23 protein-coding genes and 1 pseudogene are annotated in these 23,115 nt (G+C 69.6%); 12 read left to right on the forward strand and 12 right to left on the reverse strand.

Annotated elements, in window-relative coordinates:
- From GUI43_RS34450 to GUI43_RS04320, 4 genes and pseudogenes are all read right to left on the reverse strand, one after another.
- Positions 1 to 352: pseudogene (locus GUI43_RS34450) on the reverse strand (hypothetical protein); the annotation flags it as partial.
- Positions 352 to 2,055, reverse strand: a complete 1,704-nt coding sequence (locus GUI43_RS04310) for an urease subunit alpha (RefSeq protein ID WP_112589605.1) — start codon at positions 2,053 to 2,055, stop codon at positions 352 to 354. The gene GUI43_RS04310 and the pseudogene GUI43_RS34450, both read right to left, overlap by 1 nt.
- Positions 2,052 to 2,399, reverse strand: coding sequence for an urease subunit beta (locus tag GUI43_RS04315; RefSeq protein WP_112698039.1), 348 nt, complete (start codon positions 2,397 to 2,399; stop codon positions 2,052 to 2,054). The genes GUI43_RS04310 and GUI43_RS04315 overlap by 4 nt, the downstream gene beginning before the upstream one ends.
- Positions 2,396 to 2,698, reverse strand: a complete 303-nt coding sequence (locus GUI43_RS04320) for an urease subunit gamma (protein ID WP_112589601.1) — start codon at positions 2,696 to 2,698, stop codon at positions 2,396 to 2,398. Before GUI43_RS04320 ends, GUI43_RS04315 begins: the two co-directional genes overlap by 4 nt.
- 323 nt (positions 2,699 to 3,021) lie before the next feature.
- On the opposite strand from GUI43_RS04320, the gene GUI43_RS04325 reads away from it, so the two are divergent.
- Complete coding sequence (locus GUI43_RS04325; protein WP_112698040.1) at positions 3,022 to 3,426, forward strand: hypothetical protein; 405 nt, start codon at positions 3,022 to 3,024, stop codon at positions 3,424 to 3,426.
- Positions 3,427 to 3,471: 45 nt separating this feature from the next.
- Positions 3,472 to 4,017 (forward strand): GNAT family N-acetyltransferase, encoded by a 546-nt coding sequence (locus GUI43_RS04330; RefSeq protein ID WP_112698041.1) that lies wholly within the window; start codon positions 3,472 to 3,474, stop codon positions 4,015 to 4,017.
- A 34-nt stretch (positions 4,018 to 4,051) separates the two neighbouring features.
- Here GUI43_RS04330 and GUI43_RS04335 read toward each other — a convergent pair whose 3' ends face one another.
- A complete protein-coding gene (locus GUI43_RS04335) occupies positions 4,052 to 5,227 on the reverse strand; it encodes an LLM class flavin-dependent oxidoreductase (RefSeq protein ID WP_112698042.1) in 1,176 nt (391 codons plus the stop codon).
- Between the two features lie 177 nt (positions 5,228 to 5,404).
- On the opposite strand from GUI43_RS04335, the gene GUI43_RS04340 reads away from it, so the two are divergent.
- Genes GUI43_RS04340 through GUI43_RS04365 form a run of 6 tightly spaced genes read left to right on the forward strand, consistent with a single transcriptional unit; the run spans position 5,405 to position 11,022 of the window.
- Entirely contained in the window at positions 5,405 to 6,382 is a 978-nt protein-coding gene (locus tag GUI43_RS04340) for an aliphatic sulfonate ABC transporter substrate-binding protein (RefSeq protein WP_112605824.1), read from the forward strand.
- Positions 6,379 to 7,212 carry an ABC transporter permease gene (locus GUI43_RS04345; RefSeq protein WP_249037647.1) on the forward strand — a complete coding sequence of 278 codons (834 nt, stop codon included), beginning with the start codon at positions 6,379 to 6,381 and terminating at the stop codon, positions 7,210 to 7,212. Before GUI43_RS04340 ends, GUI43_RS04345 begins: the two co-directional genes overlap by 4 nt.
- Complete coding sequence (locus GUI43_RS04350) at positions 7,185 to 7,916, forward strand: ABC transporter ATP-binding protein (RefSeq protein ID WP_112589588.1); 732 nt, start codon at positions 7,185 to 7,187, stop codon at positions 7,914 to 7,916. The genes GUI43_RS04345 and GUI43_RS04350 overlap by 28 nt, the downstream gene beginning before the upstream one ends.
- A 14-nt stretch (positions 7,917 to 7,930) precedes the next feature.
- Positions 7,931 to 9,337 carry a selenium-binding family protein gene (locus GUI43_RS04355; protein WP_112698043.1) on the forward strand — a complete coding sequence of 469 codons (1,407 nt, stop codon included), beginning with the start codon at positions 7,931 to 7,933 and terminating at the stop codon, positions 9,335 to 9,337.
- Positions 9,334 to 9,963 carry a hypothetical protein gene (locus GUI43_RS04360; protein WP_112605818.1) on the forward strand — a complete coding sequence of 210 codons (630 nt, stop codon included), beginning with the start codon at positions 9,334 to 9,336 and terminating at the stop codon, positions 9,961 to 9,963. The genes GUI43_RS04355 and GUI43_RS04360 overlap by 4 nt, the downstream gene beginning before the upstream one ends.
- A 42-nt stretch (positions 9,964 to 10,005) precedes the next feature.
- A complete protein-coding gene (locus tag GUI43_RS04365; RefSeq protein WP_112698174.1) occupies positions 10,006 to 11,022 on the forward strand; it encodes a methyltransferase in 1,017 nt (338 codons plus the stop codon).
- Positions 11,023 to 11,111: 89 nt separating this feature from the next.
- Here the strand turns inward: GUI43_RS04365 and GUI43_RS04370 are convergent, their stop codons facing one another.
- Complete coding sequence (locus GUI43_RS04370) at positions 11,112 to 11,963, reverse strand: alpha/beta fold hydrolase (RefSeq protein WP_112589582.1); 852 nt, start codon at positions 11,961 to 11,963, stop codon at positions 11,112 to 11,114.
- Between the two features lie 140 nt (positions 11,964 to 12,103).
- Between GUI43_RS04370 and GUI43_RS04375 the strand changes: the two genes are divergently transcribed.
- The gene (locus GUI43_RS04375; protein WP_112605815.1) at positions 12,104 to 12,970 is read left to right on the forward strand and encodes a metallophosphoesterase family protein; all 867 of its coding nucleotides are present in this window, start codon (positions 12,104 to 12,106) and stop codon (positions 12,968 to 12,970) included.
- Between the two features lie 5 nt (positions 12,971 to 12,975).
- Here GUI43_RS04375 and GUI43_RS04380 read toward each other — a convergent pair whose 3' ends face one another.
- Positions 12,976 to 14,172 (reverse strand): epoxide hydrolase family protein, encoded by a 1,197-nt coding sequence (locus GUI43_RS04380; protein WP_112698044.1) that lies wholly within the window; start codon positions 14,170 to 14,172, stop codon positions 12,976 to 12,978.
- A gap of 147 nt (positions 14,173 to 14,319) precedes the next feature.
- On the opposite strand from GUI43_RS04380, the gene GUI43_RS04385 reads away from it, so the two are divergent.
- Complete coding sequence (locus GUI43_RS04385; RefSeq protein WP_112698045.1) at positions 14,320 to 14,769, forward strand: hypothetical protein; 450 nt, start codon at positions 14,320 to 14,322, stop codon at positions 14,767 to 14,769.
- Positions 14,770 to 14,833: 64 nt separating this feature from the next.
- Here GUI43_RS04385 and GUI43_RS04390 read toward each other — a convergent pair whose 3' ends face one another.
- Complete coding sequence (locus GUI43_RS04390) at positions 14,834 to 16,078, reverse strand: helix-turn-helix domain-containing protein (RefSeq protein ID WP_112698046.1); 1,245 nt, start codon at positions 16,076 to 16,078, stop codon at positions 14,834 to 14,836.
- A gap of 373 nt (positions 16,079 to 16,451) precedes the next feature.
- Here GUI43_RS04390 and GUI43_RS04395 point away from each other — a divergent pair, with 373 nt between their 5' ends.
- A complete protein-coding gene (locus GUI43_RS04395; RefSeq protein WP_146765858.1) occupies positions 16,452 to 17,810 on the forward strand; it encodes an NsdA family TPR-like regulatory protein in 1,359 nt (452 codons plus the stop codon).
- 41 nt (positions 17,811 to 17,851) lie between these two features.
- The gene (locus tag GUI43_RS04400) at positions 17,852 to 18,361 is read left to right on the forward strand and encodes an NUDIX domain-containing protein (RefSeq protein WP_170158670.1); all 510 of its coding nucleotides are present in this window, start codon (positions 17,852 to 17,854) and stop codon (positions 18,359 to 18,361) included.
- Between the two features lie 89 nt (positions 18,362 to 18,450).
- Here GUI43_RS04400 and GUI43_RS04405 read toward each other — a convergent pair whose 3' ends face one another.
- Genes GUI43_RS04405 through fxsT form a run of 4 tightly spaced genes read right to left on the reverse strand, consistent with a single transcriptional unit; the run spans position 18,451 to position 23,059 of the window.
- Positions 18,451 to 19,539 carry a tetratricopeptide repeat protein gene (locus GUI43_RS04405; RefSeq protein ID WP_112698049.1) on the reverse strand — a complete coding sequence of 363 codons (1,089 nt, stop codon included), beginning with the start codon at positions 19,537 to 19,539 and terminating at the stop codon, positions 18,451 to 18,453.
- Between the two features lie 53 nt (positions 19,540 to 19,592).
- The gene (locus GUI43_RS04410; RefSeq protein WP_112698050.1) at positions 19,593 to 20,039 is read right to left on the reverse strand and encodes a hypothetical protein; all 447 of its coding nucleotides are present in this window, start codon (positions 20,037 to 20,039) and stop codon (positions 19,593 to 19,595) included.
- Complete coding sequence (locus GUI43_RS04415; protein ID WP_249037655.1) at positions 20,036 to 21,487, reverse strand: tetratricopeptide repeat protein; 1,452 nt, start codon at positions 21,485 to 21,487, stop codon at positions 20,036 to 20,038. The genes GUI43_RS04410 and GUI43_RS04415 overlap by 4 nt, the downstream gene beginning before the upstream one ends.
- A gap of 21 nt (positions 21,488 to 21,508) precedes the next feature.
- A complete protein-coding gene (fxsT, locus tag GUI43_RS04420; RefSeq protein ID WP_112698052.1) occupies positions 21,509 to 23,059 on the reverse strand; it encodes an FxSxx-COOH system tetratricopeptide repeat protein in 1,551 nt (516 codons plus the stop codon).
- Positions 23,060 to 23,115: the final 56 nt, after the last annotated feature.

Here is a 23,115-nt window from a genome sequence, read left to right on the forward strand (position 1 = left end):
TACGCGCGTCCAGCTCCGCGTCGAGCCGGGCCAGCGCCTCCGACCGGGCGGCAGACCCGGCCGGCGCGTCCGGCCGAGCGGCAGACCCGGCCGGCGCCTCCGATGGCCGGGCGGACCGGGCCGGGTGCGCCGAGCCGACCGTCTCGGGCATCGCCACCCGGTGTGCGGCCGCCGCGAACGCCGCGCCGACCAGCCCGGCGGTGGCCAACCGGCCGGCCAGGAACGCCTCCAACGAGGCCAGGTCGGTGACCCGGCCGGCGGCGACGGCCGCCTCCAGACCACCGGAGTGCGCGTGGGCCCCGGCCGGGAAGCGTCCGTCGGCCAACAACAACAGCAGGCTCGGCGTCGCCATCAGAACAGGAAGTACCGCTGGGCCATCGGCAGCCGGGTCACCGGGTCCGGCTCCACCACCTGCCCGTCGATCCGCACCGTGAAGGTGTCCGGGTCCACCTCGATACGCGGCATCGCGTTGTTCTCCGGCAGATCGGCCTTGCCCCGCGACCGTACGTCGCTCACCGGCACCACCCGGCGACGCACGTCCAGTCGGAGCCCGGCGTCGAGGGCCGCCGGGGCCACGAAAGCCAGGCTGGTGGCGGCCGCCGCCGCGCCGTACGCCCCGAACATCGGCCTCGGCAGCATCGGCTGCGGTGTCGGGATCGAGGCGTTGGCGTCGCCCATCTGGGCGTACGCGATCATGCCGCCCTTGAGGACCAGGTGCGGCCGGACGCCGAAGAACGCCGGGTCCCAGAGCACCAGGTCGGCGAGTTTGCCCGGCTCGACCGAGCCGATCTCCCGTTCCAGCCCGTTGGCCATCGCCGCGCAGATGGTGTATTTCGCCACGTACCGTCGGGCCCGGTGGTTGTCGGCGGGCCCGTCGCCGGGCAGCGCGCCGACCCGGTCCTTCATCACGTGGGCGCTCTGCCAGGTCCGCATGATCACCTCGCCGACCCGGCCCATCGCCTGCGCGTCGGAGCCGATGATCGAAATCGCGCCGAGGTCGTGCAGCAGGTCCTCGGCGGCCATCGTGGACGGTCGGATCCGGCTCTCGGCGAAGGCCAGGTCCTCCGGCACGGACGGGTTGAGGTGGTGGCAGACCATCAACATGTCCAGGTGTTCGGCCAGGGTGTTGGCGGTGTACGGCCGGGTCGGGTTGGTCGACGACGGCAGCACGTTCGGTTCGCTGGCGACGGTGATGATGTCCGGTGCGTGCCCGCCACCGGCTCCCTCGGTGTGGTACGAGTGGATCGCCCGTCCACCGATCGCCCGCAGGGTGTCGGCGACGAACCCGGCCTCGTTGAGGGTGTCCGTGTGGATCGACACCTGGACACCGGACGCGTCCGCCACCCGCAGGCAGGCGTCGATCGCCGCCGGTGTGGTGCCCCAGTCCTCGTGCAGCTTGAAGCCGCCCGCACCGGCCCGGAGCTGTTCCCACAGCGCCTCGCTGGACACGGTGTTGCCCTTGCCGAGCAGCAGCACGTTGACCGGCATGGTGTCCAGCGCCTCGTGCATCCGGGCCAGGTGCCAGGCATTCGGGGTGACAGTGGTCGCGCGGGTCCCCTCAGCCGGGCCGGTGCCACCGCCGACCATTGTGGTGATGCCACTGGCCAGTGCCTCGGTGACGATCTGCGGGCAGATGAAGTGCACGTGGGTGTCGACCGCGCCGGCGGTGAGGATCCGCCCGTTGCCGGCGATCACCTCGGTCGACGGGCCGATGACCAGGTCGGGGTGGACACCGGGCATGGTGTCCGGGTTGCCGGCCCGGCCGAGCGCCACGATGCGCCCGTCGCGCAGCCCCACGTCGGCCTTGACCACGCCCCAGTGGTCGAGCACCACCGCGCCGGTGATGACGGTGTCCAGTGCCCCCTCGGCGCGGGTAGCACGGGACTGCCCCATCGACTCGCGGATCACCTTCCCGCCGCCGAAGACCGCCTCGTCGCCGCCCACGCAGTGGTCGGTCTCCACCTCGATCAGCAGGTTGGTGTCGGCCAGTCGGATCCGGTCACCGGTCGTCGGCCCGTACAGGTCGATGTAGCGGTCCCGCCGCACGGCGCTCACCGCGGCGCCCCGTCGGCAGTGACCGCGTGCGGCGGCGGGTCCAACGGTCCCGCGCACTCTCCGCGCAGGCCCGGCACGACGCGTGCGCCGCCAAGTGGTACGAGGTCGACGCTGCGGTTGATGCCTGGCTCGAACCGGACGGAGGTGCCGGCCGGAACGGCGAGTCGTTGCCCCCAGGCCGCGCCCCGGTCGAACGACAGCGCCGGGTTGGCTTCGGCGAAGTGGTAGTGCGAGCCGACCTGGACCGGGCGGTCGGCGGTGTTGACCACGAGCACTGTGGTCACCGGACGGCCCACGTTTATCTCGACCGGGTCGGCTGCCGGCAGGATCTCCCCGGGGATCACGGGATCGGGTGGTGCACCGTCACGAGCTTGGTGCCGTCCGGGAACGTTGCCTCCACCTGCACCTCCCTCAGCAGCTCGGGGATGCCGTCCTGGACGTCGTCACGACCGAGCACCGTCCGGCCGGCGGACATCAGGTCGACCACCGACCGGCCGTCGCGGGCTCCTTCGAGGAGGAACGCGGTGAGCACCGCGACGGCTTCGGGGTAGTTGAGGCGCAGGCCGCGTTCGCGGCGGGCGCGGGCGACATCGGCCGCGACGTGGACGAGTAGGCGGTCCTGCTCGTGGGGGCTGAGGAACACGGGGCTCTCCCGGTGGGTCGGCGTGCCCCGGCTCGCCGTCGGCTCCACGCGGAGCCACCCGGGCACCAGGACCCGAGGGGACGAGCTGGGAGTCACACGACCGCCGGGTCACCGCCGACGGGGCGACCCGAGACTCCACCATCCCGGCCCGCACGACGGGCAACCGGCGGTGTCGGGTCGGATGCGGACCGCACCGCCCACCGCTGAGCAGACCGTAGAGGATCGCCACCGACCGAGGCAACAGTCCATTGGGGATCACGCCGGTCGGCGGCCGGGTGCCGGCCCGTGTTCCCGTTGAGCGGCAGGCAGGGGATGATCGCCGGATGACGGCGACGAGGGGTACCCGCGCACTGCTCGGTGTTCTGTTCCTGGCGGCGGCCACGGTCGGGGTGTGGATCCTCTGGTTGGGCTGGGACACCGAGTACACGGTCGACGCGCAGACGGGCGCGAGCAGCGGCCCGTACGAGCCGTGGCAGGTGATCGGTTGTGTGCTGACGCTCGTGGTGCTGGCCGCGCTCGCCGCAACGCGGCTCAGCCCGTGGCTGGTGGCGCCGGTGATGACCGTGGCGTTCACGGCGGCCTGGTCGTGGCGGGCGGCGTCGACCGACGACAGCGGGCTGTGGGTGGTCGGGGGGATTCTGGTGCTGCTCGGGATGGCGGCCGGCAGCACTGTGGTGAGCCTCGCGGCGCGGCGGGTCGGCCAGCGATTCGCCGGCCGACCCACGTAGAGATAACGCATCGCCCCGTGGACGCCGAAATGCTACGAAGGGGACGTGCCTGACCTGACAAGCCCCTTTGATGCCACGTCCCTCACGACTGAGCGCCTGCTGTTGCGCCGCTGGCGAAGCGATGATCTGGACGGGTTCGCCGCGGTCAACGCGCAGCCCGAGGTGATGCGCTACATCCATGACGGCCGCACCCTGGACCGGGCCGCGACCGCGGAGCGTCTGGCCACCTATCAGCGGCACTGGGACGAGCACGGCTTCGGCCTGTACGCGGTGGAGATCAGAGAGACCGGCGAGCTGGCCGGTTTCACCGGACTGGCGGTGCCGACCTTCCTGCCCGAGATCATGCCGGCCGTGGAGATCGGCTGGCGGCTCGGCCGCGCGTACTGGGGTCGGGGCCTGGCCACCGAGGCGGCCCGGGCCGTTGTCGCCCACACTCGTGCCGAGCTCGACCTGCGGCGGCTGGTCAGCATCCACGTCGTCGGCAACGAGGCGTCCGCGCGGGTGATGGTCAAGCTGGGCATGTCACTGGAGCGCGAGACCGTGCAGCCGGACACGGGCCGCCAGGTCCGGGTCTACGCGATGGACCTGTAGGCGGCCGTGGCGCCGGTTGCCGCGGGTCGACCGGTCAGCCGACTCCGGCGGGCTGCGGCGCTGGCACGCCGGCGAACGGGACGTCGACGTGGTTCGCGGTCCCCGGCTGGCCGTCGGGGTGCCGCCACAGCCCTCGGTCGCGCAGGATCGGCAGCACGCCCTCACCGAACCAGTACGCCTCCTCCAGGTGCGGATAGCCGGAGAGGATGAACTCGTCGATGCCGAGCGCGTGGTATTCCGCGATCCGGTCGGCGACCTCGGCGTGGCTGCCCACCAGCGCGGTGCCGGCCCCACCACGGACCAGCCCGACCCCCGCCCACAGGTTGGGGGCGACCTCCAGGCCGTCGCGGGAGCCACCGTTGAGGTCGAGCATGCGGCGCTGCCCTTCGGACTCGCTGCGGCGTAGCCCCTCCTGCACGGCCCGGATGTCGGCCTCGGAGACTCCGTCGAGCAGACGCTGGGCCTGCGCCCAGGCCTGCTCGGCGGTGTCGCGCACGATGACGTGCAGCCGGATGCCGAAGCGCAGCTGCCGTCCGGCGCGGGCGGCCAGCGCCCGGACCCGCTCCAGTTTGTCGGCGACCAGGGCCGGCGGCTCGCCCCAGGTGAGGTAGACGTCGCTGTGCCGTACCGCCACCGGGAGGGCGGCGGCGGAGGAGCCACCGAAGTAGACCGGCGGCACCGGGTCGGGCAGTCGGTGCAGCCGTGCCTGTTCGACGCGGACGTGGGTGCCGTCGTGGTCGACGGTCTCGCCGCGCCACAGCGCACGCACCACGTGCAGGAACTCGTCGGCCCGCGCGTATCGGGCGTCCTTGTCCAGGAAGTCGCCGTAGGCCCGCTGCTCCTGCGACTCACCGCCGGTGACCACGTTGAGCAGAAGCCGGCCCCGGGACAGCCGCTGGAAGGTCGAGGCCATCTGGGCGGCGAGTGTGGGGGCCAGCAGCCCGGGCCGGAAGGCGACCAGGAACTTGAGTCGCTCGGTCACCTCGGCGAGCATCGCGGTGCTGAGCCAGGCGTCCTCGCACCAGGCGCCGGTCGGGGTGAGCGCGCCGACGAAGCCGAGTTGCTCGGCGCTGCGGGCGATCTGCCCGAGGTACGCGACGCTGGCCGGGCGGGCGCCTCCGGCGGCGCCTGTCGGTACGCCGTGGCCGCCGCCGACGATGTCCCGGCTGTCGCCGTTGGTGGGCAGGAACCAGTGGAAGGTGAGGGTCATCGGGGCTCTTTCCTCCAGCGGGGGCGGTCGGCGCACGCGGCGAGGCGGGCACCTCCTGAGGGGTGGGACGATCCCGCCGACAGCCTACCCATAAAACCTATCGGGTTAGTAGGCTACCGCCGACGCCGACACCTGTCGATGCGCTGCTGTCCGCCTGCCCCGACCCGAGGAGCCGCCATGCCCACCCCGTCGACGAGCCGTCCCCCGCAACGCCGCCTCCTGACGGCCGTGCTCACCACCGTGGCGCTGCTCGCCACGGTCGCGGTGAGCGCGTGCGGCGGGTCCGCCGATGCGGTCGGCACCAAGGACAAGCTCCGGATCGGCTACCAGCGCTTCGGCGGGTTGAGCCTGGTCAAGGCGCGCGGCGCCGCACCGGATGTGGAGTGGTCGCTGTTCGAGAGTGGCCCCGCGCTCACCGAGGCGCTCAAGGCCGGCTCCATCGACATCGGACAGGTCGGCGAGGCGCCGCCCGTCTTCGCCGCCGCCGGGAAGATCCGGTTCTCCGTCATCGGCACCTCGGCGCCGATTCCGCAGGGTGAGGCCGTGCTGGTCAAGGCCGACCGGGGCTACCGCAGCTTCGCCGACCTCAAGGGCAAGACGGTGGCCCTCAACAAGGGGTCCAACGTGCACTGGCTGCTGGTGCGGCTGCTGGAGGCCAACAACATGACGTTGAAGGACATCCAGGTCAAGTACCTCAGGCCCGCCGAGGGGCGACCCGCGTTCGACGGCGGCCAGATCGACGCGTGGGTGATCTGGGACCCGTACTTCGCCCTGGCCGAGCAACCGGGGGTCCAGGTGCTCGCCGACGCGACCGGCCTGGCCAGCAACCGCGAGTACGTCCTGGCCACGCCCCGGGCGGTGGACAAGCGGTCGGACGAGATCCGGGCGTTCCTCCAGCGCTACCGCGAGGTGACCGACTGGGGCATCGCCCATCCCGAGGAGCGAGCCAGCACCCTCGCGCCGGAGCTGAAGATCCCGCAGGACGTCACCAGCCGCGCCCTGGCCCGCAGCGCCAAGCCCCTCGCCCCGGTCACCCCGGCCATCGGCGACGAACTTCAGGCGATCACCGACAGCTTCATCGCACTGGAACTCATCCCGGGGCCGGTCGACCTGCGATCCCGGATCGACGGCCGGTTCAACGAGGTGTTCAAGTGAGTCGTACGACGCTCGTCGAGGCGCCCGACGAGGTCACAGCGGCGGTGCCGGTCGTACCCCTTCGTCAGCGGCCGGCCCGGCGCTGGCGGCGGGTGGTGAGCCCGGTGGCGCTGGTCCTGGGGTGGGAGCTGGCCGCACGGACCGGGCTGCTGGCGGCAGAGAAGCTGCCCGCGCCCAGCGACGTCCTGGCCACCGGCGCGCGGCTGAGCCGGGACGGGACACTCGGCATCCACCTGCTGGACTCCCTCACCCGGGCCGGGGCGGGCCTGCTGATCGGCGGTCTCCTGGCCCTGGTGCTGGGCACCGTGGCCGGGCTGTTGCGGCTCGGTGACGACCTGGTCGACCCGCCGGTGCAGATGGCCCGGATGCTGCCGCACCTCGGGCTGGTCCCGTTGCTGATCATCTGGGTCGGCATTGGTGAATCGCTCAAGATCAGTCTGGTGGCTCTGGGCGCGTTCTTCCCCATCTACTTCAACACCTACGCCGGCATTCGGGACATCGACGAGCGGCTGGTGGAGGCGGCCCGTACCTGTGGTCTGGGTCAGGCCGCCCGACTGCGGCACGTGGTGCTGCCCGGCGCGCTGCCGTCACTCTTCCTCGGCCTGCGGCTGGCGATCGGGGCGGCCTGGCTCAGCCTGGTCGTCGGGGAACAGGTCAACGCCCAGACCGGGATCGGCTTTCTGATGATGGAGGCGCGGGAGTTCAGCCAGACCGACGTGGTGGTGCTCGGCCTGCTCGTCTACGCCCTGCTCGGGCTGATTTCCGACAGTGCGCTGCGCGTCCTGGAGAGGAGGATGTTGACATGGCGTCGCGGACTGCGGGCCACCTGAACGGCGCCGAGCCGGTGCTCACCGCCCACGCGGTGCGCCGGGCGTTCGGGCCGACGGTCGTGCTGGCCGGGGTCGACCTGACCATCGCCCGCGGTGAGGTGGTGGCCCTGCTGGGCGGCAGCGGTTCCGGCAAGAGCACGCTGCTGCGGATTCTCGCCGGGTTGGACGGCGAGGCCAGCGGGACGAGCGTCGTGCGCGGCACCGCTGCGGTGGTCTTCCAGGAGCACCGGTTGCTGCCATGGAAACGCGTGGCGGAGAACGTGGGGCTCGGGCTGTCCGGCGCCGATGGCCCGGGACGGATCCGGCGGGCGCTGGCCGAGGTCGGTCTCGCCGAGCGGGATCGCGCCTGGCCGGCCGAGCTGTCCGGTGGGCAGGCGCAGCGGGTGGCAGTGGCGCGGGCCCTGGTCCGCGAACCGGACCTGCTGCTGCTCGACGAGCCGTTCGGGGCCCTGGACGCGCTGACCCGACTGCGGATGCAGATCCTGCTGCGCCGGCTGCGCGCCGAGCACGGCTTCGCCGCCCTGCTGGTCACCCACGACGTGGAGGAGGCGCTGCTGCTCGCCGACCGGATCCTGCTCCTCGACGACTGCCGCATCGCCGCGGAGCTGCCCGTCGACCTCGGCCCCACCCGTACGCCGGACGACCCGGCCTTCGGCGCGCTGCGCCGCCACCTGCTCGACCGACTCGGCGTTCCCACCACCTGACGAGCGGAGCTGTGATGACCCGCTGGACCCCCGACCCCACGTTCTACCCCTCGCCCCGCGAGGCGGTGACCGCACCGGCGGAGAAGCTCGCCTACGTGGCAGCCTTCGACCGCACGGCCACCCGTCCGGACGCCATCGTGGTGCTGGACACCGACCCCGACTCCTCCGACTACGGCCGGGTCGTCGGCTGGACCGACCTGCCGTACGTCGGTGACGAGCTGCACCACTTTGGCTGGAACGCGTGCAGCAGCGCGCTCTGCCCGACCGCCCCGCACCCGCATGTCGAGCGCCGCTACCTGATCGTGCCCGGCCTGCGGTCGTCGCGCATCCACGTGCTCGACACCCAGCCCGATCCGCGCCAGCCGCAGATCGTCAAGGTGATCGGGGCGGAGGAGCTGGCGAAGCGGGCCGGTTACTCGCGGCCGCACACGGTGCACTGTGGTCCGGACGGCATCTACCTCTCGGCTCTCGGCGGCGCGGACGGTGCGGAGGGCCCGGGTGGCATCGCCATCCTCGACCACACCACGTTCGAGGTCCGCGGGGCGTGGGAGGCCGACCGGGGGCCGCAGTTCCTGGCGTACGACGTGTGGTGGCACCTGACCCAGGACGTGCTGGTCACCAGCGAGTGGGGCACCCCGTCGATGATCGAGGACGGCATCATCGGTGAGTTGCTGCTGGGCCGACGCTACGGGCACGCCATCCACTTCTGGGACCTGGCGAAACGCCGGCACGTTCAACGGGTCGATCTCGGCGACCAGTACCAGATGCCGCTGGAGCTGCGCCCGGCGCACGACCCGACGAAGTCGTACGGGTTCGTCGGGGTGGTGATCAGCGTCGAGGACCTGTCCGCGTCGATCTGGCTCTGGCACCGCGACGGGGACGCCTGGGCGGTCACCAAGGTCATCGACATCCCGGCCGAGCCGGCCGACCCGGCGAACCTGCCCGACCTGCTCAAGCCGTTCGGGGCGGTGCCGCCGCTGGTGACCGACATCGACCTGTCGGTCGACGACAGGTTCCTCTACGTCTCCTGCTGGGGCACTGGGGAGCTGCGCCAGTACGACGTCAGCGATCCGCTGCACCCGGTGCAGACGGGTTCGGTGCACCTCGGCGGGATCGTCCGCCGGACCGCGCACCCGTCCGCGCCGGACGAGGCGTTGGCCGGTGGCCCGCAGATGGTGGAGGTCAGCCGGGACGGCCGACGGGTCTACGTCAGCAATTCGCTCTACGGCGCGTGGGACGACCAGTTCTACCCCGACGGGGTGGGCGCCTGGCTGGCCAAGCTCGACGTCGACGTGGACGCCGGCGGGCTCACCCCGGATGAGCGGTTCTTCCCGCACGGGGAGGAGTTCCGGGGCCTGCGGGTGCACCAGACCCGGTTGCAGGGCGGGGACGCCTCCTCCGACTCGTACTGCTATCCGTGACCGTCACCACAGTGGCGACGCTCGCCGCGCTCGGCGCGTTCCATGGTCTGAACCCGGCGATGGGTTGGTTGTTCGCGGTGGCCCGGGGCCTCCAGGAGCGCAGCCGGCTGGCGTTGCTGCGCGCCCTGCCGCCGATCGCCGCCGGGCATCTCGCCTCGGTGGCCATCGTCGCCGCGTTGGTCGCCGCGACCCGGTCGGTGACGGCGAGCAGTGCCCTCGCCGTGGTCGGCGGTGTGGTGCTCGTGGCCTTCGGGCTGTGGCGGCTGCTTTCCGAGCGGCACTTCCGTTGGGCGGGAATGCGGCTGTCCGCGGCGCAGCTCGCCGCCTGGTCGTTCCTGATGTCGTCGGCGCACGGCGCGGGGCTGATGCTGTTGCCGGTGCTGGTGGCCGAGCCGGTGCCCGGGGGTCACCCCGGGCACCTGGCCGCCGCGCCGGTCGGTGCGCTGTCCGGCCTCGCGGCGGCCGGAGTGCACACAGTGGCCATGCTCGGCGTCGCCCTGGCGGTGGCGCTGCTGGTCTACCAGGTGTTCGGGGTCGGTGTGCTGCGTCGGGCCTGGTTCAACGTGGATCGACTCTGGGCCGGGGTGCTGGTGGCCGCAGGGTTGGTGACGCTGATCCGGGCGTGACCATCCATCGTGGAAACGTGTGATGTGTGGTCTCATGTCGTGGTGATCACCCCGACTCCCCTCATGCGTCTGGTGGCCGGTGTGTGGGGGTTCAAGACCCTCGCGGCCGGCGTCGAACTTGGTCTGTTCACCCGGCTCGCCGGCGGGCGGACGATGACCGTCGAGCAGGCCGCCGCCGAGTTCGGGCTGCCCGACCGGCCTGCGGACCTGTTGCTGGCCGCCAGTGCGTCGCTCGGCCTGCTGGAGAAGGCCGGCGACGGTTACCGCAACTCCGAGTTGGCCGAGCAGTTCCTGGTCGAGGGCCGCCCGTACTACTTCGGGGCGCAGGTCCGCTACTCGGACCTGCGCACCTACCTGCCCTGGCACCGCATCGGCGAGGCTCTACGCACGGATCGGCCGTTGACCTGGGACCCGGAGGCCCAACAGTCGATGTTCGACACCGCCGACCCGCAGATGCTGGCGCAGTTCTGGGACGCGATGTTCTCCACGTCCAGCTTCACCGCCAGCGCGTTGGCCGACGCGTACGACTTCTCCGCGCACCGCCGGCTGCTCGACGTGGGCGGCGGGGCGGGCGCGTTCCCGATCGAGTTCTGCCGACGCCTGCCCGAGCTGCGGGCGACGGTCCTGGACCTGCCGCACGTCTGCGTGCGGGCGCGGGAGCGGATCGCGGAGGCCGGCCTGACCGGGCGGATCGACGCGGTGGGCGGTGACTTCCTCGCCGACCCGGCGCTGCCGGACGGGCACGACGTCATCCTGCTCAGCATGATCCTGCACGACTGGGACGAGCCGACGAACCGTGCATTGCTGGCCCGGTGCCACGCGGCGTTGCCACCCGGCGGGGCGATCGTCGTCTGCGAACTGCTGCTCAACGACGAACGCACCGGACCGCCGGAGGCGGCCCTGATGGGGATGAACATGCTGGTCGAGACCGAGGGTGGCCGGAACTACTCGGGCGCCGAGTACGCGGCGTGGCTCACCGACGCCGGCTTCGTGGACGTGCGTATCGTGCCGTTCGACGCGCCGGGTGCCAACGGCGCGGTGGTGGCCCGCAGGCCCTGACCGACGACGACACCCGGCCCCGGTGCGAACCGTGGGCCGGGTGTCGCGGCGCCTTACGGCGCGGGCGTCCGATCGGCTACCGGTACGGGTCAGGCGCGAGCCTTGGCCGGCTGCTTCATGAAGTCCAGGACCGCCTTGTTGACCTCGTCGGCGTGGGTCCACGGGATACCGTGCGGCGCGCCCTTGAGCGTGATGAGCGTGCCGGTCGGCATCATCGGCCCGAGCCGCTGACCGGTCACCGGATAGGGCAGCACCCGGTCCTGGTCACCCTGCACGATCAACACCGGGATGTCGATCTTCGGCAGGTCCGGACGGAAGTCTTCCTGCCAGGCGTCCACACTGTCGTGGGTGGCCTTACCGGAGGCCATCGCGCCGATCTGCCAGTGCGCGCGGTACGCCTCTTCGCTGACCCGCTTGCCCATGTTCTGGTCCGGGTTGAAGAACGCGTCGCAGAAGGACGTCAGGTAGGCGAACCGGTCCTTGATGATGGCGTCCTGGAAGCCCTTGAACAGGCTCCGGTCGACGCCCTCCGGGTTGTCGCTCGCCTTGGCCAGCATGGGTTGCAGCGGGCTGAGCAGCACGGCCCTGCTGACCCGTTGCGAGCCGTAGTTGCCCAGGTAGCGGACCACCTCGCCTGTGCCCATCGAGTGACCGATCAGGGTCACCTCGTTCAGGTCCAGCTCGGTCATCAACACGTCCAGGTCCGCCGCGAACGTGTTGTAGTCGTACCCGAAGGCCGGCTGGGCGGAGTTACCGTTACCGCGGCGATCGTAGGTGATCGTCCGGTATCCGGCGTTCTGTAGCGCCCGTGTCTCCTTCTCCCAGGTCGCGCCGTTGAACGGGAAGCCGTGGATCAGCACCACCGGCTTACCGGAACCGTGATCCTCGTAGTACAGGTCGATGGGCGCGGAGTTTTCCGTTCCCACGGTAATGAAAGGCATGTTTGTCTCCTGCTCCGGTTTCGGGCTGTCGGACGCCCCGCGCTTTCCCGTCGGGTCGCCGGATATGCGACCGTCAGATCGGCCCGAACGGCAGGCCGCAGAGGTTCCGTGACGCGCCCGTGCCGTCCTAACCTCGGGGGGTGAAACTTCCGCCCCGGCTGCGGGCCGTCAGCGACCTGCACGTCGGGCACCCGCAGAACCGCGCGTTCGTGCAGGAACTGCGCCCGGACAACGACGGCGACTGGCTGCTCGTCGCCGGCGACGTCGCCGACCGGTTCGCCGACGTCGAGTGGGCGCTCGGGTTACTGAGCAGTCGGTTCGCGCGGGTCATCTGGGCGCCCGGCAACCACGAGCTGTGGACGCCGCCGCGCGACCCGGTCACGTTGCGCGGCGAGGAGCGCTACCAAGAGCTGGTGCGGATGTGCCGGCGGCTGGGGGTGCTCACCCCGGAGGATCCGTACCCGGTCTGGGACGGCGACGGCGGCCCGGCCACCATCGCCCCACTCTTCGTGCTCTACGACTACACGTTCCGGGTACCCGAGGCACGCACCCAGGAGGAGTCGCTGGCCCTGGCGTACGCGGCCGGTGTGGTGTGCACTGACGAGGCGCTGCTGCACCCCGACCCGTACCCGAGTCGGGAGGCGTGGTGCGACGCGCGGATCATCGAGACCGAACGCCGGCTGGCCGAACGCGACAGGGCCCTGCCGACGGTGCTGGTCAACCACTACCCGCTGGTGCGGGAACCCACCGACGTCCTGCGGTACCCGCTCTTCGCCCAGTGGTGCGGCACCGTCCGCACCAGCGACTGGCACCTGCGCTTCGACGCGGCCACAGTGGTCTACGGACACCTGCACATCCCCCGCACCACGTTCCACGACGGGGTGCGTTTCGAGGAGGTCTCCCTCGGCTACCCCCGCGAGTGGCAGCCCCGAGGGCCGGTGCCCGACCCGGTGCGCACCATCCACCCGGCAGACGACGTGCGCCGGCGCTCGTCCGTCAGCGGGTGAGGCCGTCAGGTGCTGCGCAGCGGCCGGAACGCGGCCCGCACCTCGGCGGAGAAGAGTTCCGGCTCCTCCCACGCCGCGAAGTGCCCACCGCGGTCGGCCTCGTTGAAGTACGCGATGCCGGGGTAGACCGCCTCGGCCCAGCTACGCGGAGCGGGCCAAAGCTCGCCAGGGAACGTGGTGAAGCCGACCGGCACCGTGACCGGCGGCGGTGCCTGACCGGCCGCCTGGGCCGCTGCCTGAAACCGCCCCTGCTCCCAGTACCACCGGGCGGACGAAGCACCGGTGCCCGTCAACCAGTACAGCGTGATGTTGTCGAGGATGCTGTCCCGGGTGAGACCGCCGGCCGGATCACCGTCGAGGAAAGCGCGGGAGATCTTGTAGTAGCTGTCCGTGTCGTGGTCGAGCATCCAGGCCGCCATCCCGACAGGCGAGTCCAGCAGCGAATAGCCGATCGTCTGCGGCCGGGTGGACTGCTCCAGGAAGTAGCCGAAACCGTCCATCGAGAACAGCTTGAGCGCTTCGAGCGCGGCGCGTTCCTGCTCGGAGTTTGCCGGCAACTTGTCCTTGATGCCGACCGCCCCGGCGAGCAGGTTGACGTGGATGCCGAGCAGCCCCTCGGGTGCTTGACGCCCCATGGCGTCCGTGACGGCCGCGCCGACGTCCCCGCCCTGTGCGACGTAGCGCGAATACCCGAGGCGGTCCATGAGTTTCGCCCACGCCTGCGCCATCCGCGCCGAATTCCAGCCAGGCTCGGTCGGCTCGCCGGAGAAGCCGTAGCCGGGCAAGGACGGCAGCACCAGGTGGAACGCGTCCTCGGGCGTGCCGCCGTGCGCCGTCGGGTCGGTCAGCGGGCCAACGGCCCCGAGCAGCTCGACGACCGAGCCCGGCCAGCCGTGCGTCATGATCAGCGGCAGGGCGCCCTCATGCTGCGACCGCACGTGGATGAAGTGAATCTCGACGCCGTCGATGTTCGTCGTGTACTGCGGCAGCGAATTCAGCGTCGTCTCGCACGCACGCCAGTCGTAATCGCTCATCCAGTAGCGGGCCAACTCCTGGATCGTCGCCAGCTGCACCCCCTGCGAGCGATCGGTGACCAACTCGCGGGTGGGCCAGCGGGTAGCCGCGATCCGGCGACGCAGGTCGGCGATCACGTCCTCCGGTGTGTCGAGCCGGAAGGGACGAATCTCGCTGTCGTTGGACATCTTCCCCCACCTCGCCAAGTCGAGTCGGCCAGCTCCGATGCAACTACGTGCCGGCACTCGCCCAGTCTCACAGCGGGCCGATGCCACCCGGGCCGAAACGCGAATCGCCGCCGCTCCTCGGCGTCACACCCATGAAATGATCAACCGGTGGGTGAACCGGACGAAGTCGACGACAACTGGCTGAACGGCGAGGAAGTTACCTGTCCGGAGTGCCACGAATGCCTCTACCGCCTCGACCACTCGCCGCTGCTGGACTGCTATTTCCTCTACTGCGACAGCTGCCCGATGCGCGTGGACATCAGTTACTACGACAGCACCTTCAGGACCATCGCGGACGCGCTCCCTTCCCGGGACAAGAGTTACCCCACGCTGATGGCGGCAATTGAGGCGCGGCTACGGCGGTGCGACTGCGGCGGGCGGTTCCGGGACTCGGCGCCTCGGCGCTGCCACCGGTGCTCCACCCTCCTGACGGCCATCAGCGCGCCCTCCGGTGTCGACGTCTGGCCGGGTTGGTGGACAGACGAGACGGACACCGGCTCCCTGGAAGAGGCGTTCACCGCCAGGTACTTCCGCACCGAGGACCTCTGGGAGCACTGACCCTGCCGGGATCAGTCGCTGGCACCTCGTTGCGGGTTTCTGGTTGGAGCGCGTCGCTCGTCCGTCAGTGGGTGAGGCCGACCACCGTGGCCAGTCGCGCTACGCCAGCCTGCGCCGGCTGCGCGCGGGCAACGTCGGCGATCACGGTACGCGCCAACGGCCGGCACCGAACCTCAGCCGGCGCGACGCTGTCCGCGTCGACCAGCGCGCGAGCAGCCCCGCGCAGGTCACCCACCTGGAGGTACGCCCGAGCGACGTCCACCAGGTACGCACCCCGATACTCGGCCGGCAATCGCCGCCACCCCTCCCGCCGCATGACGGTCGAATGCCGTCGTAGCGCCTCGTCGGCATCACCCCGTTGCGCCGCCACGAGCACCCGGGTTACCTCGACAACGGTTGCGCCGAAACTGATGCGGTGCGGATCGTCGTACCCCCGGAGGCTGGCGGCGATCCCCGCGGCCCGTTCGGTCAGCTCGTCGGCTTGGCGGTGCTCGCCGCAGCCGGCGGCGGCGAGAGCGGCCTGAAGCAGCAGCGTCCCACCAACCGCCCACTCCCGGCGGTCGCCCTGGCTTTCGCGACCGCCTTGGCCTCGGTGATCAAGAGGTTTGGGGGCAGTTTGATCTCCAAGAGTCCCGCTAACCTCTTGATCACCGGCATCGGATGAGGGTGGAAGGACGCGGTTGGCGGCGGGGAGCAGCGCGGACAGGGCCAAATGGTCTCGGTCTTGCGCGCGGAGCGCTTGGCCTACCGAGATGGCTGCCGATGCCGCCAGGATCGGGTCGTCGCCGGCGGCGGACATCGCCCGGTCGGCGGCCAGCCAGCCGAGGTCGGCCTCGCCGAGCTTCACCAGCAGCGATGAGGTGATCCGGTACGCCTGCACCAGCAGCTCCGCCGACCGCGCGCCCTGGGCAGTGTCGAGCAGACCCGGCAGGACTCGCACCAACTGCCCGTAGTGCGCGTGCTGGTAGCTCAGCCAGGCGTACCCGACCTGCCTTCTCAGCTCGTCCGTCTCCTGCCGGGCTTGAGAGGTGTCGTAGCGGGCGAGAGCGGCCCGGATGTCGTCCACCCCGTCCGGCGTGCCCGCCGGGGTGCTGGGCTGCTGGCCGAGCAGCACCTCCGGGTCGACCCGCAGGACATGGGCCAACTCCTGGATCACCGAGTACCGGTCCAGGGCGCGCACGCCCCGCTCCACCTTGTCCACCCAACTCTTCGACCTGCGCAGCCGGTCGGCGAGCATCTGCTGCGTCATCGACCGCCGCACCCGCCAGCGGGCCACCCGGCGGCCGATCGGGAGGTCATCGTTGGTCACGCCGCCACCGCCGGTCCGGGACCGCACGGGCCGTGTCCTCCACAGGTACGCGCTCCGCCTCCGCCTGCGCTAGGAGGCGCTGCTTGGCAGCCTCTCGCTCGGCCGCCTCGCACTGCTCGGCCCTGCTCGTCGGCTCGTCGCCTTGCATTCCCCCACCTCCGTCAGTCGGCGCGCGACGCTAGGACATCGCCGGCACCCAGGACTCCTGCAATCACCGAAGCCGGTTGCCGATCGACGGACCAGATGGCAAGCAATGCGTGCGATTGCGCTGGTCAGGACGTGGGTTGCGCGGGGTTGCGCAGGTCCCCATAGGACCGCATCAACCCATAGGCTCGTCACTAGTTGTAGTTGGCTGATACCTGGAGGCGGAACCATGGCGCGACCGGTGACGAACGCAGCGTTCGAAGGGCTGCTGCTTGCCGCCGGCTACGGCAACGCTCACGCGGCCTTCGCTCGCCAGCTCAATCACGCCGGCCGCGACCAGGGCGCCTGGCGATACGACGCCGCCAGCGTCTACTGGTGGTTACGCGGCCGCCGGCCAGGCGAGCACGTCCAGGCCGCCATGGCCGAGACCCTAGCCCGCAAGCTCGGTCGCTCCGTCGCCGTCACGGAGCTGGGCTTCGGCGCACCCGACAGCGTCGGAACGTGCGCCTATCCCGCGTCCATCGACGGCGCGATCGATACCGCCGAGCAGATCTGGACGAGGCTCGCCAAGCACCTCAACTCACAGGTCAGCGGGCCGTTCGACAGCGGCAAAGCCCTACAGGCGGCACTCGGTTGGCGGTATGACCCGAGCGACGTGACCGTCAGCAGGAGCGGCCGGCAGCAAATCACCCCCACCGACATTCAGTCGCTGTACGCGCTGGCGGACCACTTCACCGACCTCGACCGACGCCACGGCAGCGGTTCTCCGCGCACCCGTTCCGTCATGGCCGACTTCCTCATACGCCAGGTCACACCCATGCTGCACGGCACCTACACCGAAGCCGTGGGACGCGACCTCATGCGCGCAGCAGCGACACTGTGCGGGCAACTCGCCTTCATGTCGTATGACGCGGGCGACCATGCCGCCGCCCAACAACACGTGACCGTCGCCTTGCGGCTCGCCAAGGCCGCCGATGACCGCCTGTACGGTGCTCACCTGCTGGCCAACCTCGCTACCCAGGCCGTGCACCTGGGCCACTCCAGGGACGCGGCCCGGCTCGCCGAAGCGGCCATCGACGGGGCAGGGCGTGCGCCCGCCGCCGTGCTCGCTCGGCTGCACGCCACCGCCGCCACCGCGCACGGGCAGTCAGGCGAGCGACGTGCCTGCCAGCTCGCGCTCGCCAGAGCCGAGCGTGCTCTCGATCGCACAGGCGCAGTTCCCGGCCCACGCTGGGTCACCTACTTCAGCCCAGCCCACCTCGCTGGAGCCGCATTAAGGTGCCTCGGCGACCTACATCTGTATTCGCAGGCCCTTGACCACGCGACCGACGCTCTCAACCTCGCCAGCGAGAACACCAGGACACGCGCCCTGCACACCGCTCTCGTCGCCGTGACTCATGCACGCGCTGGGGACACCGACGCGGCCTGCGAATGGGGTTGGAAGTTGGCACAGCACGCTTCAGGCATCCATTCGGCGCGTGTTCAACAGCGCGTCCGTGAACTGACGGCAACGCTCAGCCCTCAGCAGGCGTCGCCCCCGGTCAACGAGGTCCTGCACGGCCTCGCGACCCTGCCGACAGCCGCGTAGCGCGAGAGCCCCACCTGGACCCGTCCGCTAGCGTCACCGAGGTGACCTGGACGGAGCCCGCCACGTGGTACGCCAACCTGGCTTCCTTCTACGCCGCCGCCGCGGCCTTCATCACCGACCCGGCCGGCAACGTGCTGCTCGTCAAGCCCACGTACCGCGACCACTGGGCCTTCCCGGGCGGTTACGTCGACGAGGGCGAATATCCACACGCCGCCTGCGCCCGGGAGATCCGAGAGGAGTTGGGGATCTCTGTGGTGGTAGGTGACCTTCTCGTAGTGGACTGGGCACCGCCCGCCGGGCAGCGGCCACGCGCGATTGTCAGCTTCACGTTCGACTGCGGGTCCATCGCCAACCTCGATGGTCTCGATCTCCCGAGACAGGAGTTGGAGGACGTCGCCTTCTTCTCGCCCCGAGAGGCCGAGCAGCGTCTTCCCGAGAACGTCGCCCCACGAGTTCAGTCAGCGATGAGCGTCCGTGACCTACACGCTCCGCTGTACCTTGCTGGCGGCTCGGTCCTCCCACCGCCATCCGTTGATGGAGCAGAACACTAAGCAGAGCCTCGGTCGCAGACTGCGTGAACAAATTCAGGCGCACCGGTCAACTCGTCGGTCGCTCACCGGGCCCAGACGCCTGTTACGGCTTACGAATGCGGATCTGGCAAACTGCTCCCTTCTGAGTTCGGTCCGTGCACCGCCTCGTCGATGGCCAAGGCCCGCTCAAGCAGCGGTCGAGCCGCCGCTGCGTCCCCCAAATCCCGCAGGATCAGGGCGAGATTTCTCAGCCGGATCGCGACATCAGGGTGATCCGGCCGGTACGCCGCCTCACTAATGGCCAAGGCTCGCTCAGCCAACGGTCGAGCCGCCGTCATGTCCCCCAACGCGTGCAGGACCGTGGCGAGATTGTTCAGCTCGGTCGCGACGGCAGGATGGTCCGGCCCGTACACCGTCTCGTCGATGGCCAAGGCCCGCTCAAGCAGCAGGCGAGCTTCAGCCGCATCCCCCAAGTTTCGCAGGACCAGGGCGAGATTGTTCAGCCCGGTCGCGACGGCAGGATGGTCCGGCCCGCGCACCGTCTCGTCGATGGCCAAGGCCCGCTCAAGCAGCGGTCGAGCGGCCGCCGGGTCCCCCAAGTCCTGGAGTATCAGGGCGAGGTTGTTTAGCCGGATCGCGACGGCTGGGTGGTCCGGCCCGTACGCCGCCTCACTAATGGCCAAGGCCCGCTCAGCCAGCTGTCGAGCCGTTGCCGTGTCCCCCAAATCCTGCAGGACCAGGGCGAGATTGCTCAGCCCGATAGCGACGGCAGGGTGGTCCCGTCCGTACACCATCTCGTCGATGGCCAAGGCCCGCTCAAGCAGCAGGCGAGCCCCAGCCGCATCCCCCAAGTTTCGCAGAACCAGGGCGAGATTGTTCAGCCCGGTCGCGACGTCAGGGTGGTCCGGCCCGTGCACCACCTCATGGATGACCAACGCCCGCTCAAGCAGCGGCGTGGCCTCGGCGTATCGCCCGTGTGCCTGAAGGAACGTCCCAGCGCGATCCAGTAGATAACTGCAATCCTGAGCCACCGCAGAATTTTCGCCGCCATCATCAGGCACATGACCAGTGGCCGTCAGAACATGCGGCAACAGAACCGACCACCTAGGCCATCCCTCAGGGGACTGCAGCACATCATCACCGGGCGCGGCGGCCCGCAACAAACCCAAGGCCACTGCCAAGGGATCCATCACCAGCATCCTTGATCAACCCACCCGTCCGCCACCTGGCTGCCAAGGCATGAATCCGACGCTCACAGGAGTGTTGCAATGATCAATGCAACTCCGTAGGCTGCTATTCCGCAATGAAGTCCGGTCCACAGGTGGTGTAAGCGCACTCGATGTAGGCGAGGGTGCTTTTCGTAGTGAGCTTCCCGGAATTGCCGTATAAGATCGTCGCCGCGCGCCAACGAGCCGTCCTCTTTCAGTGCTTGGGTCAAGGCCCGAGCTTGCTGGAGATGATATTCGGCACGCTCGTGGTATTTCGCTGCCGCTAGGGCGCCGAACACTCCCGACAGCGTGATCAGAATCGACAGCGGCAAAGTTGTGGCGGCGAACTTCTGTTGCGCGATGAGGCCGCTCAGCGCAGCCGTGATGGCAAGCAGGTAGTTGGTGAGGACCGCACGCTGGTTCTCCGATTGCCGTAACTGCTCGCGGTGTTCACCCCAGTAAGCAAGGGTGGCAGCATCGGCCTGGCTCATGTAACGGTCTCCTCTGAATACGATTGCGCGAGGCCCGACGCCGCCTCGTCGATCACCACCACCCGCTCAAGCAATGGCCGAGCCGCCGCTGTATCCCCCACCTCCCGCAGGAGCACGGCGAGATTGTTCAGCACGGTCGCAACGACAGGGTGATCCGGCCCGTGCACCACCTCAGCAATGGCCGCTGCCCGCTCAAGCAACGGCCGAGCCGCCGCCGTATCCCCCACATCCTGCAGAACCGTGGCGAGATTGTTCAGCCCGGTTGCGACGTCAGGGTGGTCTCGTCCCTGCACCGCCTCAGCGATGACCAACGCCCGCTCAAGCAACGGCCGAGCCGCCGCCGTATCCCCTAAGTAGCGCAGGACCGTCGCAAGATTGTTCAGCACAGTCGCAACGACGGGGTGATCCGGCCCGCACGCCGCCTCAGCACTGACCAACGCCCGCTCAAGCAACGGCCGAGCCGCCGCCGCATCCCCCACATCCTGCAGGACCATAGCGAGATTGTTCAGCCCGGTCGCGACGTCAGGGTGATCCGGCCCGTACACCGCCTCAGCAATGACCAACGCCCGCTCAAGCAACGACCGAGCCGCCGCCGCATCCCCCAAGTCGCGCAGGACCGTCGCAAGATTGCTCAGCCGGATCGCAACGACAGGGTGATCCGGCCCGTACACCGCCTCAGCAATGACCAACGCCCGCTCAAGCAACGACCGAGCCGCCGCCGCATCCCCCAAGTCGCGCAGGACCGTCGCAAGATTGTTCAGCCGGGTCGCAACGACAGGATGGTCCGGCCCGTGCATCGCCTCAGCGATGGCCAACGCCCGCTCAACCAGCGGCCGAGCTGCCGCCGCGTCCCCCGAAGCCCGCAGGACCATGGCGAGATTGCTCAGCCGGATCGCGACGTCAGGGTGGTCTCGTCCGTGCACCGCCTCAGCGATGACCAACGCTCGCTCAAGCAACGACCGAGCCGCCGCCGCATCCCCCAAGTCGCGCAGGACCGTCGCAAGATTGCTCAGCCCGGTCGCGACGTCAGGGTGATCCGGCCCGTACACCGCCTCAGCGATGACCAACGCCCGCTCAAGCAACGGCCGAGCCGCCGCCGCATCCCCCACATCCTGCAGGACCATGGCGAGATTGTTCAGCCCGGTCGCGACGTCAGGGTGGTCCGGCCCGTGCACCGCCTCCTTGATGGCCAACGCCCGCTCAAGCAGCGGCGTGGCCTCGACGTATCGCCCGTGTGCCTGAAGGAACGTCCCAGCGCGATCCAGCAGATAACTGCAATCCTGAGCCACCGCAGAATTTTCGCCGCCATCATCAGGCACATGACCAGTGGCCGTCAGAACATGCGGCAACAGAACCGACCACCTAGGCCATCCCTCAGGAGACCGCAGCACATCATCACCGGGCGCGGCGGCCCGCAACAAACCCAACGCCACAGCCAACGAATCCATCACCGGCTTCCCCTCAGCTGGTCATTCAGGAGGTGCCGGAGACGATTTTACCGTGCCGGAGACGATTTTACCGTGCCGGTGCCTTAACGCGGCCTGCACTAGGCGATGCAGCTGCAACCCTGATTCCGTGCGCCTTGCCAACGAATAGTCCACCACCGCAGCCACGGCGTCGCTGAAACCCAGGGGATCCCGTGCGGTTACCGCCAACGGCTCCGGCAGCCAATCGTGGTGAGTAGTGAACAAGTCCAACGGTATCGGCTCAGGTGCCAAGTAAGCACAGACATCAAGCAACTGAACAGAGGACGGGCTGTCCGCCATCAGACGTTCGAGACTCAGTTCCCACACTGTGGCTATCGTTTCCTGCCGATACGCGGACTGGCCGCGGCTGTATAACTCCTGGCCCCTCGTACGCAGCAAATGCAGATACTCGGTGGGCGGCATTTGGGTGCGATCGAGATAGGCGGCGGCCTGCTCCAACGCCAACGGCAACCGACCCAACTGTTCGGCGATCTGCACTGCCACGGCCTCAGGGAGAGCAGGCACCCGTGCTCGCATCAAGTCCACCGCCTCGCCAGATTCCACCACGTCCAGGTCATGCACCCGCCCTATGGCCGAGAACCCGCCCCGGCGGGTAGTCACGAGGACATGGCCGGGGATCCCCGGCGGGAGCGGAACCGCTGGCAACCACGGGCGCACCTGGTCGACAGCGTCGGCATTGTCAAACACGAGCAGCCATCCGGGTACCTCCCGCAACGCCTCATGCACCGTCACCCGCAGCGTTTCTGGATCGACGTCCGCCTCCACACCCAATCGCTGTGCCAGCCGCGCGAACTGGTCCGGAATCAACGTGGGTTTCTCGGCCGCCACCCACCACACCAGGTCGTAGGCACTCATGTGCCGGTTCGCATACTCGACCGCGAGCTGCGTCTTACCGACTCCTCCGAGCCCACGTATCGAATGCACGGTGAGCGGCAAGCCCGCCGTCAACCCCTCTGCCAACGCCTTCAGGTCCCGATCCCGTCCCGTGAAGTGCGGGTTGCGGGCGGGCACGTTCCATACCGTCGGCAGAGCCCCAGGAAACCTCGTCTCTCGCGGCATCGCCCGGCCCTCCGGGAAGGGAGGCGGACTGGATGGTTTGGCCCGCCCCATAAGCGCTCGTGCCACCATCGACCGGACCCGGGCCTTCGCCTTCGCCTCAGGCACGCCAAATATGTCGACACCCACCACGTTGGCCAACAGACCCGGTCGCTCGCAGTCATTCACCCGCACAGTGAGCAGCTTGCGGAGACGACCGGCGGGATCGGCCGCCCAAGCAGCCTGCCACTCTGCACCGCCATACACAGACTTCAGATACTCCGGCGACAACACCGCAATCGTTCGCTCAGCGTGCTGTGTCCCATCCTGCATGCCCTGGATCCAGTGAGTACCCGGCACGAAATCCCAGGCTTGAACCAACACTTGGTGGCCGTCTTCCTCCAACAGCCACGCGATCCACTCCGCCCACGACCGATCGGCCTGCGTGTACGAGACGAAGAAATCCCAACCCGTGGTCTCGCTGTCACCATTGGTCACTCAGCCAGGCTGCCACACAGGCAACTCCACGCCAATCAACCTGCCAGCCGGCTCCC

The organism is Micromonospora noduli, from assembly GCF_003264365.1.
Classification (GTDB): domain Bacteria; phylum Actinomycetota; class Actinomycetes; order Mycobacteriales; family Micromonosporaceae; genus Micromonospora; species Micromonospora noduli.